Origin of the sequence: Catenulispora pinistramenti, from assembly GCF_018274385.1 — a bacterium.
GTDB classification, from domain to species: Bacteria; Actinomycetota; Actinomycetes; order Streptomycetales; family Catenulisporaceae; genus Catenulispora; species Catenulispora pinistramenti.
Genome location: NZ_JAAFYZ010000280.1, coordinates 1 through 12045 on the forward strand (window position 1 = coordinate 1; position 12045 = coordinate 12045).

Sequence of the window (12045 nt, forward strand, 5' to 3'; positions counted from 1 at the left end):
GCGCCGCCCCGACCGCCCACGCCGCCGCGTCCCCCGCGCCGACGAGCCCGACCGCCAGCAGCGCGTAGAACAAGCCGTGCAGCCCGAGCAGCACCACGCGCAGCGTCGGCACCCGGGTTCGGTGCCCGGCTTCGGATATGCCGTCTGAACTGCTCATTTGCCTCCAGTTTACGGTCTGTCACCCGCGGCTCCGGCCGTTCGGGCATCCATCGTTCGGTTGATGCGCGGCCAACCTTCTCCGCGATGGCAGGAGGCCGCCCGCTCGCCAGGCTGGAAGCCGTCCCACCCCGATCGACGGAAGGCAACACCGTGTTCGTCGCCCTGCGCGACATCCGCTTCGCCAAGGGCCGGTTCACTCTGATGGGTGCCGTCGTCGCCCTTCTCACCGGCCTGGTCCTTTTCCTCTACGGCCTCACCGGCGGCCTGGCCTCCGACTCCACCTCGGCGCTCACCGGACTCCCGGCGCGCCACGTGGTCTTCGGCGGCCCGGCGGTGTCGTTCAGCGACAGCGCCATCAGTCCCGGGCAGCAGGCCGCGTGGCAGGCCGCGGCGGGTGCGCGGCCGTTCGGAGTGTCGATGACCAGGCTCGCCGCCGCCGACGTGACCTCGGTCAGCGTGGTCGGCGTCGATCCCGCGCTCGCGCCGCCGCCGCTGGCCGGCCGGGCGCCGGGCCCCGGCGAGGTCGCGGTGGGCGCCGAGCTGGCGGCCGAACACGCGCTCCACCTGGGCCAGCAGGTCTGGCTCGGAGCGGTCCGCCTGACCATCTCCGGCATCACCCCGAACCGCTCCTGGGGCCACGCCGCGACGGTCTGGACCGACGAACCCACCTGGCAGCACGTCGCCGGGGCCACCCAACCCGTCGCGCTGCTGGTCGAGCAGGCCGGCACCGATGCCGGCACCGGAGCCGGCAGCAAAGCACTCGACGCGGCGCAGCACACGAGGACCGTCACCCTGGACGCCGCCGAAGCCGGCATCGACGGCTACTCGGCCGAACAGGGCAGCCTGACGATGATCCAACTATTCCTGTTCGCGATCAGCGCCCTGGTCGCAGGGGCCTTCTTCACGGTCTGGACGGTCCAGCGCAAGGCCGACATCGCGGTCCTCAAAGCCATCGGCGCCAGCAGTGCCTACCTGGTCCGCGACGCCCTCGGCCAGGCCCTGATCCTGCTGCTGGCCGGCGGCGCGCTCGGTGCGGCGGCCGGGGCCGCCGGCGGCGTGCTGCTGCGCGGCTCGGGCACGCCGTTCGCGCTCGACCCCGCGACCGTCGCCGTCCCGCTCTCCGCGATGGTCGTCCTCGGCCTGGCCGGTGCGGCGCTCGCGGTCCGCCGCATCGTGACCGTGGACCCGCTGACCGCCCTTGGAGCATCCCGATGACTTCGACGAACGCGGCACTCCCGGCCGCCCTGGCCCTCACCGGCGTCACCCTCACCTACCCCGACGGCGACGCCCGCCTCACCGCCCTGGACCAGGTCAGCCTCACCGTGGCCCCGGCCGAGTTCCTCGCGGTCGTCGGGCCCTCCGGCTCCGGCAAGTCCACGCTGCTGGCCGTCGCCGCGACCCTGCTCACCCCGGACGGCGGAACGGTCGCGATCGCCGGTCGGGACACCGCGGCCCTGACCCGGGCCGAGCGCACCCGGCTGCGCCGCGACCGGATCGGCATCGTGTTCCAGCAGGCCAACCTGATCGCCTCGCTCACCGCAGCCGAGCAGCTGGAAGCGGTCGGCCACCTGCGCGGGGACCGCCCCGGGGCCGCTCGCGACCGAGCCCGGAACCTGCTGGCCGCGGTCGGTCTCGACCACGCCCAACAGCGCCGTCGGCCGCACCAGCTCTCCGGCGGCGAACGCCAGCGGGTCAACATCGCCCGCGCGCTCTACGCCGAACCGGCCGTCCTCCTGGTGGACGAACCCACCTCAGCCCTCGACCGCGAGCGCGGCGCGCAGGTCCTGGCCCTGCTCGCGGCCGTCACCGGCGCACACCGGACGGCCACCGTCCTGGTCACCCACGACACCGGTCTGCTCGGCGGCGTCGACCGGGTTCTGACGATGGCCGACGGCCGGCTCACCGACGGCCGGCCGGCTGACGGCCCGCTCACCGACGGATGTCCTGACCAGCCGTCTAGAACTTCTCGCCGCGCTTCAACCGCGGCTTGGGCAGACGCCACTTCCGGAACTGCATCGACCGCATGAGCGAGTACCACCCGATCCGGCCCAGATCGGCGTTCGGGAACCGCTTGTGCGCCTCCCGCTTCACGCCGCGCACCAGCAGCACCGAGTCGATCACGATGGCCACCAGCATCACCAGCCACAGCACCACCGACAGCAGCGCCACGGAGGGGACCGAGGCGACCACGAACAGCAGGATGGCGAAGACGATGAAGAATTCGGCGATCCGGAAGCGGGAGTCGACGTAGTCCCGCGCGAACTGCTTGACCGGGCCTCCGTGCTGCCGTTCGGTCTGCGCCTCGAAGTCGCGCTGTCGGTTCTGGCGCTTGGCCTTCTTGGGATCGGCGCTCAGACCGGACAGCCGCTGCTTGCGGGCCAGTTCGGCCTCGCGGCGGGTGGGCGTGGGACGGCCCTTGGCGGCCTGGGCCTCGGCCAGCGCGGAGGCGCTTTCCTCCTGGGCGGAGTCGGCGTCGTTGGCCTCATCGGTGGATTTCGTCTTCCGGAACACGCTGATGACTCTAAGGCCACGGCCCCGCCACCACGAAGCCACCACCGGGCGGGCCCGGAGGCGATCACCGGCCCGGCGGCCCGGCCATGACGTTCAGCACCACGAAGCCATGACCTTCAGTAGGTGCCGGGAAGGGGTGGCGAGCCGTATGGTAAGTCCTGACCAGGACATCGGAGTTGGACGACATTCAGGGCGATTCGCCAGGCGGGTCGCGTCGGACACCAGAAGACGTGAAGGGGGCGCGGCAGAGCCCATGAGTGGCGTCATGAAGCGCATGAAGTTGATCTTCCAGGCCAAGGCCAACAAGGCGCTGGACAAGTACGAGGACCCGCGCGAGACGCTCGACCTTTCGTACCAGAAGCAGCTTGAACTGCTGCAGAAGGTGCGTCGGGGCGTCGCCGACGTGGCCACCTCCCGTAAGCGCCTGGAACTGCAGATGAAGCAGCTCCAGGACCAGGCGGACAAGCACGAGACCCAGGCCCGCCGGGCGCTGGAGGTCGGCCGCGAGGACCTGGCCCGCGAGGCCCTGTCCCGGCGCGGCGGCATCCAGCAGCAGATCACCGACCTGCAGACCCAGTACGCGGCGCTGCAGGGCGAGGAGGAGAAGCTCACCCGGGCCTCCCAGTCGCTGCAGGCCAAGGTCGACGCCTTCCGCACCAAGAAGGAGACGATCAAGGCCACCTACACCGCGGCCGAGGCGACCACCCGGATCGGCGAGGCCTTCTCCGGCATCTCCGAGGAGATGTCCGACGTCGGCATGGCGATCCAGCGGGCCGAGGACAAGACCCTGCAGCTGCAGGCCCGCGGGTCGGCGATCGACGAGCTGCTGGCCTCCGGCGCGCTCAACGACCCGACCGGCATGGCCAAGGACGACATCACCACCGAGCTGGAGCGCCTGTCGACCGGCTCGGACGTCGACAACCAGCTCGAGGCGATGAAGCGGGAGCTGTCCGGCGGCCCGTCGGCCAAGCAGCTGGAGGCCGGCAAGCCGGTCGGCAACGCGACCGGCCAGGGCGTCAGCGACGCCGAGGAGGTCACCGGCCGGGGCCAGAGCACAGAGGGAGAGGCGCGATGATCGTCCGCATCCTCACCGAGGGCCAGCTCGAGGTCCCGGACAGCGCGATCGACGAGCTCAACGCGCTGGACACCAAGGTGCTCGAGACCTGCCAGGCCAAGGACGAGAAGGCGTTCCGCGAGGCGCTGGACACCCTGCTGGCCCGGGTCCGGGAGATCGGCGAGCCGATCCCGCTGGACCGGCTGGTGGAGAGCGACTTCGTGCTCCCGATGGCCGACTCCACGCTGGACGAGGTCGAGGCGATGATGTCGGACGAGGGTCTCATCCCCGGCTGATCCGCTTCGCCCCCGCCACCCCCCCGCTGGTCCTCGACTGCCGCCACGTCGGACGCCGGTACTCCCGGCTCCGGTGTGGCGGTAGTCTCTTTGGCCGCGTGAACGGGGCGGGCGGGGAACCTCCAGGCGGGTTTCGGCGTTGCATCCATTAACCAGCTGCTTCCTAGAGCTGGGATTGACACGTTGGTTCAACCAAGATCGGGACAGGGAGAGACCCGCCAGTGGCAAAGACCCGTTTCGCGCCGGACCGGCAGCTGACGTCGCGGATGGTGACCGTGATGTTCCTGCTGGGGCTGGTGTACGTCGCCGCGATCGGGGTGGCGGTGGCCTTCGCACCGAAGGGCCTGCTGCCGATCCTGATCATCGTGATCGCGGCCTTCTTCTTCGCGCAGTGGTTCCTTTCCGACAAGATCGCGCTGTTCTCGATGCAGGCCAAGGTCGTGCAGCCGAACGACTCCTACGAGGCCCGCCGCCTGCACGCCGTGCTGGACCGGCTGTGCGCGCTGGCCGACATGCCCAAGCCCCGGGTGGCGATCGCGGACACCGACGTCCCGAACGCCTTCGCCGCCGGCCGCAGCCAGAAGAACACCGTGGTCTGCGCGACCACCGGCCTGATGCGCCGGCTGGACGACGACCGCGAGCTGGAGGCCGTGCTCGCCCACGAGCTCTCGCACGTGGCGCACAAGGACGTCGCGGTGATGACCATCGCCTCGTTCCTGGGCATCCTGGCCGGCCTGATCACGCGCATCACCTTCGAGATGGGCCTGTGGGGCGGCTTCTCCGACCGGCGCGGCCGGGACGACGACGAGAGCCCGGCGGCGGTGCTGTTCCTGGTGATGATCGTCTCGATGCTCACCTACGCGCTGTCGTTCCTGCTGATCCGCAGCCTGTCCCGGTACCGCGAGCTGGCCGCCGACCGCTCCGGCGCCCTGCTCACCGGCAACCCCTCGGCGCTGAGCAGCGCCCTGGGCCACATCACCGGTGAGATGGCATCGATCCCGACCCAGGACCTGCGCAAGCAGGAGGCGTTCAACGCCTTCTTCTTCACCCCGGCGATCCGCGGCGGAGCCAGCGTCTCCTCGCTGTTCGCCACCCACCCGCCGGTGGCGGTCCGCCAGGAGAAGCTGGCGAAGCTGGCCGTGGAGATGGGCCGTCCGTACTAGACGGAACCCGCCACGACGACTTCGAACTCCGCAAAAGCACGCAGACCCCAGCGCCTGTCGGACCACCCGGGCTTCCACTATGCGAGCCGTATGCGTCCGACAGGCGTTATGCATGCCCGCTTCGGGAAGGATCCCGGTTAGTCACGGGGATCTGCACAAGACGATCACGATAAGCGAACGGACCGTGGGACCTCCCGCGGGTACCGTCGCGGACAAGGCAAGCTGGTAGCCATGGGATTCCTGGACACGCTGCTGGGTCGGACCAAGCCGGTCAAGCCGGACCTCGACCAGCTCTTCGGCCTGCCCTCAGCGGCCCTGACCCTGCAGGCGGCGACCAAGTTCCGGCCCACCGGGCTGGGCTCGGTGTGCTTCAAGCGCGCCGAGGGCCGGGCCTTCGACGACGTCGAGTCGGACATCACCACGCTCCTGGCGGCCGGCAACGGCCCCAAGGTCGAGGCGCGTGACGACTCCTACGGCTACACCTGGCTGGTCTCGCACCACGAGCCGGACGACACCGCCGGACTGGTGACCGACCTGCACGCGGTGAACAGCTCGCTGCAGGACACCGGCTTCGGCCCGCAGCTGCTGTGCTCCCTGGTGTCCTTCACCGACGACCAGGACCGCCGCCTGGCCCTGGTGTACCTGTACAAGCGCGGCACCTTCTACCCCTTCGCCCCGCAGGCCGGCGAGCAGCGCAACGGCGCCCTGGAGCTGCAGATCAAGGCCCTGCTCGGCAACGACCTGCGGCTGGAGCAGGACCTGAGCCGCTGGTTCCCGGTCTGGGGCGCGCCCGGTCTGTGATCGGGTCCGCCGTCTCAGGAAGTTGTGACACGGTTGTTGCTCTAGTCACCGGACTGTGACTGAACGAAGTGCCGATCGGTAGTAACGTTTGCGCGTGCACGCAGCTCGGCGTGCGCGGAACGGTCGGGTCTGGTCACGGCGAGTGGACGAGAAGACTTGCGTTTCGAACAACTTCCGGCCGGTTCGGCCGGATCCGGCGCGGACGGCGATGGGCCGACAGGCCAGGGGGCGGCGGTGAGTCCGGTTCGGGCTTCGGGGGACGACGGCGGACCGGCCGCGTCCGCTGCCGACGGCGCGCCGATATCCGACTCCGCCGAGGACACCGTGCCCGGCGTGGACACCGTGAGCGCCGCGGACGGCACGGGTTCGCAGGGTGCTGCGGTCGTGGTCGCCGCCAAGCCGCGGGCCGCTTCGGGCCCGCCGGTGCTGGCGATCAGTGACATCATCCGCTCGGCCGCGGACCAGGCTTCCGCTACGTGGAAGACCGGGGCTGTGCCTACGCAGCGGCGGGAGAGCCCTTCGACGGGTACTCGGGCTGCGGCGGCGACCGCTCCCGCGACGCCTGCCGCTCCGGCCACACCTGCTGCTGCCGTATCCGGCACAGCTACTGCCATTCCTCGTGAGTCTGAGGCGGAGACACCTGCTGCCGGCGCAAGGCAGGCCCTTGACGCACCCGCTGCCACTGGGCGTGTTCCCAGCGCGCCGTCGGCTGCCGCGGCTGCCGCCGGCCCTCCTCTGTCGAGGACGCCAAGCCCGTCGACGCCATCAAGCCTTTCCTCGCCCGAGCCCGCGCTGTATCTCGCCGATGACACGCTCATATCCAGCGGCCCGGTATCCAGTGGCCCGGTAATAAGTGACCCGGTAATAAGTGGCCCGGTAGCCGGCGACCCGGTCGCCGAGCCCGCCGAAGACGCTCCCGAGGTCATTTCCGCGAAGGAAGCCGAAGACGCCCACTGGCCCGGTGCCCGCCGCCAGATAGCCCTCCTGACCAACATCGTCTGCCTTCTGATCCTCGCGGTCCTGCTCGGCCACCGCTACCTGCCCGACGTCCTGGGCTTCGGCTCGCTGATCGACACCTTCCTGCCGTGGACCGTCGCGCCGCTCGTGCTGGCCCTGCCGGCCTCGCTGCTCACCCTCAAGAAGTGGGCCATCGGCATCAGCCTGCTGACCTGCGCGGTCTGGGCCGGCGACTTCGGCCCGACCCTGATGCGCACCGCCGGTTCCGGCCCGGCCGACCTCAGGATCCTGAGCCAGAACGTCTCGGCGAGCGACACCGGCGTCCCGGACCTGACCGGCGTGGCCCGGCTGGCCCAGCAGCGCGGGGCCGACATCGTGGTGCTCCAGGGCCTGTCGAAGGAGGTGGCCGACCAGGCGGCCCCGCCCGGCTACACGTACCACATGGCGATGTACGAGTTCGTGGTCTGGTCCCGCTTCCCGCTCGGTGCCGGGCAGCCGGTCGACCTGGCGGGCAACCGTACGGCACAGTCCGGCGCCGCGGAGGCGAACAGTACGTCCGGTGAGTTCGGCGGGCTGCTGCGGTTCACCGTCAACGTCAGCCAGAGCCGGCAGGTCACCGTCTACGCCGTGCACCTGCCGCAGCCCTCGCTCTCGCACAACGGCTTCGGCGTGGCCCGCGGCGACGCGCTGGAGCAGTTGGTGGACGACGTGCAGGCCGAGCAGTCGCCGAACCTGATCGTGGTCGGGGACCTGGACGTGGCGCAGACCGACCGGGCCATCGGCCCGCTGCTGGGCTCCTCGACCGGGCTGGTCTCCGCGCAGACCGAGGCCGGGGGCGGGTTCGGGTTCACGTGGCCGGCGACGTTCCCGGTGGTGCGGCTGGACGACGTGCTGACCCGCGGGCTCAAGCCGGTGTCCAGCGTGGTGCTGCCGGCCGTGGGCCCGAAGCAGGCGCACCGGCCGATCGAGGCGGATCTGAAGTTCTGACCCGGGTCTGCCCCTGGTTAGGGGTTGTTCCCTAATCCTTGAGGTCCGCACGGTTTTCTGAGGTTGACCAGGCCTTGTCGGGGCTTGTCGGGGCTTGTCGGCGTCTATCAGCGCGCTGAGCGCCGCCGGCGGGCCCGCCGTTCGATGACCTTGCCGTATTTCAGGGTGCCGGTGATCTCGATCCGCAGCGGCTGCGTGGCACCGCGTCCCATGTCGTGCCGGTTCCTCCGGTCGCCGCGCAGCCGGACCTGGGCGAACGCCAGGGTGAGGCCGTCGGTGTCGATTTCGGCGTCCGGCCCGCCGACGATGATCAGCTTGCCCAGCCTCATGTCGCAGTCGATGCGCAGGACGTCGCGGGTGATCACGGCGGCGGAGAAGTCCAGGAGGACGTCACACATCTTGGACCGCACCTCGATGCGGCCGGGGACCGTCCAGCCGCCGATCCGGGTGAACTGGCCGCCCACCTGGTCGATGACGAGCACGTCCCTGGCCGGCGGCGCGCCGGTGACGGGGAGCGTCCCGAGTCCGGGGCCGGTGTCGGCCGGCAGGTCCGAGGTCAGCTCGGCCAGCTGGCCGAGCGTGCGCGCGGTCAGCGCGGACTCCAGCCGGGCGTCGAGCTCCTCGGCGGACAGCCGGCCGTCTCCGGCGGCGATCCGCAACGTCTCCACGACGCGGTCCCGGTCCGCGTGTGAGGCTCGCAGGTCGGGCTGGTCGGTCATGGTTCCCACGCTAGCCCAGATGCGGCGTGGCGCGTCTCATCAGGGGCGTGCGGGGATGGTCCGGGCAGCTCCAGGCCCGCGGTCGCCACACCGATCGCGGTGGCGGGTCGAGCGGTCGGCAGCGGCCGAGAGCGGCCCTGATCGCCCCTGATCCACCTCACCCGGACCGGCCCGGCATTGCCGGCCGTCCCGGGTAGGACGGCCGGCTGCGCCGTGGCGAGATCGCCCGGATTCGGGCCCTGTGGGGACCCGGATCAGGCGGTGGCGGCGAGCAGCGCCTGGCGCTGCCGGTCGCCGAGGCCGCCGATGCGGCGGTTCTCGTCGATCTCCGCGTCGGCCATCAGCTTGGCGGCCTTGGCCGGGCCGTAGCCCGGCAGCGCCTTGATGAGGGCGGTCACCTTCGTCTTCTTGACCATCTCCTCGCCCTTGGCCGCCCGGTCGAGCACCGCCTTCAGGGACAGCTTCCCGGCCTTGACGTCGGCCAGCATCTCCGAACGGGCACGGCGCACTTCCCCGGCCTTGGCCAGAGCGGCCGCGCGCTGCTCGGGGGTCAGTGTCGGAAGAGCCATGAAACTTCTCCTTGCCTAGTACGGTCACGGCCCGCGACGGCGCCGGAGCCGTGGCCCATAATGGCGGATCCCGGCGACAGATCACAGCTCAGGGGTGGGGGAACCACCCCATGTCGGCCGAGGTGAGGCCGTTCGAGGCCGACTGAGGGGGTCTGGAATCGGTCGAAAAGGTCGCAATGGCGACCAACCCGCAGGTGATCCGCGGCACAACGGCGATTGACCCGAACGAGGCACCCGCCCGCCGCTCGGCCGGTAGCCGGAGCCGCGCTGGGCCGTTGCGCAGCTGCGCGACAGCGCGTTCGCACGCGACGGTCGCCAAGTACGCGAAAGCGTCCGAGCACTGCGAAAGGGGCGGATCAGCCATTCCGGTCGCCGTCGCGCCGGGGCGTCCGCACGCGTCCCGCCGACGCTTCGCAAGCCCGGCGGCGGGCCGTTTTCGGGCTTCTGGGGGCTCGCTGAGGGGCCTGAGACGCCGGTCTGGTGTGGGAAGCCGGACAAGGGGTCGCGAGGGTCTGCGGCGGGCCGGGGCGCCCGGCGCGTTTCGCGGGTCGTTGTGGCGTAAATACGACGATTGGGCGGTGCTGCGGCAATCACCCGAACCGGTGACACGCCACGCCTCGTCACCACCCGGGCGGGCTATTCCGCGGATCACTTCAGGAGCGCGACGACGCTCCACAGACCCGCCATCGAGACGATCGTGGAGAAGATCACAGAGTTGCGGGCGAAGACGGTGTCCAGGCCGTACTCGCTGGCGTAGATGAACACGTTCTGGGCCGTGGGGAGGGCGGCGCAGAGGGTGACGGCCAGGACGTCGTGCGCCGGGAGGCCGAGGGCGTAGTAGGCCAGGAGGTAGGCGAGGATCGGCTGGACGGCGGTCTTCACAGCGATGGCTATGACGGTTTCGGCTATACCGGACTTCTTGGCTTCGACCGTGGGCTTCTTCTCAACGTGCAGCGACATCCCGAGGGTGATCAGGGCCACCGGCACCGCCGCGCCGCCGAGCAGGCCGAGCGCGCTGCCGACGTCCGCCGGAACGTGGAAGCGGGTCGCGGAGACCAGCGCGCCGAACGCCGACGCGATGATGATCGGATTGTGCACCGGCAGCATGGCTATGCCCCGCAGCCGCTGCCGCATCCCGGTCGGGGACCCGGCGCGCAGCCCCATGAGCGTCATGATGATCGGCGTCACCAGCACGGTGTTGAACAGGATCACGGTCGACAGGAAGACCGCGTTCCCCAACACCTGGATCGCCACCGGGATGCCCAGATTGGCGGAGTTGACGTACCCGGAGGCCATCGCGACCACCGCCCCGTTCGGCACGTCCCGCCTGAACACCCGGGTGCTCAGCACCAACCCCAGCCCGCACGCCGCCAGCGAACTGACCCCGAAGGCGATGATCGAGGTGTTGGCCAGCGCGTGCAGATCAGCCTTCCCCAGCATCCCGAACAGCGAGGCCGGCATCGCCACCCGGAACACGAACCGCCCCAGCACCGCCTCCACGTTTGCCGACGCCGCCCCGACGAGGTCGAAGCGGGCGACCAGGTAGCCGAGGGCGGTGAGTAGCCAGATGGGTATGAAGGCGTTGAGCACCGCGCCACCGTACCGGGGCAAGGGATCGCAGTCGGCGGGGGTGTGGTAGGGATCGCTGGACGGGTTCGGGGGCTACGGTTTTCGGGTGGCTTGTACCGGCTTGGCTATGGCGGGTTGGTTGTGGCGCTTTAGCTTTCGGAGGTAGTGCCGGCTGTTCTAGCGCCATCCGTATTGCCCTCGTCCGCCCTTGCCCGTTCCGCCAGTTCCGCGAGCGCCTGCGTGAAGCACTCCATCGGCGGCGTCACCAGCCCGGCCCCGACCTGCCCGGTCCCGGCCACCCGCCCGGCCATCCCGGTGTTGATCTGCGGCAGCACCCCGGTCCGCACGACCCGCCCCACCTCGATCCCGGTCGGCGTCCCGCGGAAGTCGAGCGCCGGCACGGTGAACGCGGGGTTCTCGGCCAGCGTGATCTCGTACATCAGCCGCGTGGTCGCCACCGCGCTGGCCGCCGTCCCCCCGACCAGCCGGGCGATCGCCGGCGCGGCCGCCATCGCGAACCCCCCGACCCCCGCGGTCTCGGTGATCGCCGAGTCCCCGATGTCCGGGTTGGCGTCCTCGGGGCCGTACCCGGCCAGGAACAACCCCTCGGGCGTGTTCGCCGGCGCGGTGAACCACCGATCGCCGGTGCCCGAGGTCTGGATCCCGAAGTCGGTCCCGTTGCGCGCCATCACGGTCACCACCGTGCTCCCCGCGATCCCCGATGCCGCCTGCGCCGCCAGCTTGCACGCGGGCATCACGAGGTTGAGGAAGAAGTGATCGTTCCCTGATACGAAGCGCACCGCCTCGGCCAGCTCCCGGCTGTCCTCCCCGTTCTCGATCAGCGACGGCAACAGCTCGCGCAGCAGCATGAGCGTCCCGGCCCGGTTCCGGTTGTGACCCTCATCGCCCATGTGCAGCATCTGCGCGACGATCGCCTTCACGTCCACCGGGCCCCGCCGCCGCACCGCACGCTGCAACATCGGCCCCAGCACCCCGGACATCCAGCGCAGCCGCTCGACCACCTCGGGCCCGAACGCTCCGTATCGCAGCACCTTGCCGAGGCCTTCGTTCAGGCTGCACCAGGAGCTGCCGCCGCCGACCGGGTCGCGGAGCTCGAGGAGCCACATGCCGGGGGAGACGACGCCGGCCATCGGACCCACGCCTCCGCGGTGGTGGCAGGGGGTCAGTTCGGGCATGGAGCTTTCGCCGCCACGACTGTCACGGCCCACACGACCTGCGCCCCCGCCCCCGAACCACCCC

The 12045-nt window shown here is 70.7% G+C and carries 12 protein-coding genes; 7 read left to right on the forward strand and 5 right to left on the reverse strand.

Going from position 1 to position 12045, the window contains the following annotated elements; genetic code table 11:
- Positions 1-243 precede the first annotated feature (243 nt).
- Positions 244-1374, forward strand: coding sequence for an FtsX-like permease family protein (locus tag KGQ19_RS43420; protein ID WP_212020571.1), 1131 nt, complete (start codon positions 244-246; stop codon positions 1372-1374).
- Entirely contained in the window at positions 1371-2186 is an 816-nt protein-coding gene (locus KGQ19_RS43425; RefSeq protein ID WP_212020573.1) for an ABC transporter ATP-binding protein, read from the forward strand. The genes KGQ19_RS43420 and KGQ19_RS43425 overlap by 4 nt, the downstream gene beginning before the upstream one ends.
- Here the strand turns inward: KGQ19_RS43425 and KGQ19_RS43430 are convergent.
- A complete protein-coding gene (locus tag KGQ19_RS43430; RefSeq protein ID WP_212020576.1) occupies positions 2116-2670 on the reverse strand; it encodes a DUF3043 domain-containing protein in 555 nt (184 codons plus the stop codon). The genes KGQ19_RS43425 and KGQ19_RS43430 overlap by 71 nt on opposite strands.
- 253 nt (positions 2671-2923) lie before the next feature.
- Between KGQ19_RS43430 and KGQ19_RS43435 the strand changes: the two genes are divergently transcribed.
- From KGQ19_RS43435 to KGQ19_RS43455, 5 genes are all read left to right on the forward strand, one after another.
- On the forward strand, positions 2924-3745 hold the full coding sequence (locus tag KGQ19_RS43435) for a PspA/IM30 family protein (protein ID WP_368862247.1): 822 nt from the start codon (positions 2924-2926) through the stop codon (positions 3743-3745).
- A complete protein-coding gene (pspAA, locus tag KGQ19_RS43440; RefSeq protein WP_212020581.1) occupies positions 3742-4020 on the forward strand; it encodes a PspA-associated protein PspAA in 279 nt (92 codons plus the stop codon). Before KGQ19_RS43435 ends, pspAA begins: the two co-directional genes overlap by 4 nt.
- Positions 4021-4241: 221 nt before the next feature.
- Complete coding sequence (gene htpX, locus KGQ19_RS43445) at positions 4242-5183, forward strand: zinc metalloprotease HtpX (protein WP_307856689.1); 942 nt, start codon at positions 4242-4244, stop codon at positions 5181-5183.
- 231 nt (positions 5184-5414) lie between these two features.
- On the forward strand, positions 5415-5984 hold the full coding sequence (gene pspAB / locus KGQ19_RS43450; protein ID WP_212020583.1) for a PspA-associated protein PspAB: 570 nt from the start codon (positions 5415-5417) through the stop codon (positions 5982-5984).
- 234 nt (positions 5985-6218) lie between these two features.
- Entirely contained in the window at positions 6219-7928 is a 1710-nt protein-coding gene (locus tag KGQ19_RS43455; RefSeq protein ID WP_212020585.1) for an endonuclease/exonuclease/phosphatase family protein, read from the forward strand.
- 107 nt (positions 7929-8035) lie between these two features.
- Here the strand turns inward: KGQ19_RS43455 and KGQ19_RS43460 are convergent, their stop codons facing one another.
- The 4 genes from KGQ19_RS43460 to KGQ19_RS43475 all read right to left on the reverse strand — a co-directional run.
- Entirely contained in the window at positions 8036-8647 is a 612-nt protein-coding gene (locus KGQ19_RS43460; RefSeq protein WP_230420354.1) for a DUF1707 SHOCT-like domain-containing protein, read from the reverse strand.
- A gap of 254 nt (positions 8648-8901) precedes the next feature.
- Positions 8902-9216 carry an integration host factor, actinobacterial type gene (gene mihF / locus KGQ19_RS43465; RefSeq protein WP_012786078.1) on the reverse strand — a complete coding sequence of 105 codons (315 nt, stop codon included), beginning with the start codon at positions 9214-9216 and terminating at the stop codon, positions 8902-8904.
- Between the two features lie 648 nt (positions 9217-9864).
- Positions 9865-10806: an AEC family transporter gene (locus KGQ19_RS43470; RefSeq protein WP_212020587.1), complete on the reverse strand. Its 942-nt coding sequence runs from the start codon at positions 10804-10806 to the stop codon at positions 9865-9867.
- Positions 10807-10934: 128 nt separating this feature from the next.
- A partial coding sequence (locus KGQ19_RS43475; RefSeq protein WP_438801901.1) for a YlbE family protein occupies positions 10935-12045 on the reverse strand: 1111 nt, incomplete at its 5' end.

Bases quoted from the DNA above. Each gene is read 5' to 3' on its own strand.
- KGQ19_RS43420 (WP_212020571.1), top strand. From the start codon at position 244: ATGGCAGGAGGCCGCCCGCTCGCCAGGCTGGAAGCCGTCCCACCCCGA.
- pspAA (WP_212020581.1), top strand. From the start codon at position 3,742: ATGATCGTCCGCATCCTCACCGAGGGCCAGCTCGAGGTCCCGGACAGC.
- KGQ19_RS43435 (WP_368862247.1), top strand. From the start codon at position 2,924: ATGAGTGGCGTCATGAAGCGCATGAAGTTGATCTTCCAGGCCAAGGCC.
- mihF (WP_012786078.1), bottom strand. From the start codon at position 9,216: ATGGCTCTTCCGACACTGACCCCCGAGCAGCGCGCGGCCGCTCTGGCC.
- KGQ19_RS43460 (WP_230420354.1), bottom strand. From the start codon at position 8,647: ATGACCGACCAGCCCGACCTGCGAGCCTCACACGCGGACCGGGACCGC.
- KGQ19_RS43425 (WP_212020573.1), top strand. From the start codon at position 1,371: ATGACTTCGACGAACGCGGCACTCCCGGCCGCCCTGGCCCTCACCGGC.
- pspAB (WP_212020583.1), top strand. From the start codon at position 5,415: ATGGGATTCCTGGACACGCTGCTGGGTCGGACCAAGCCGGTCAAGCCG.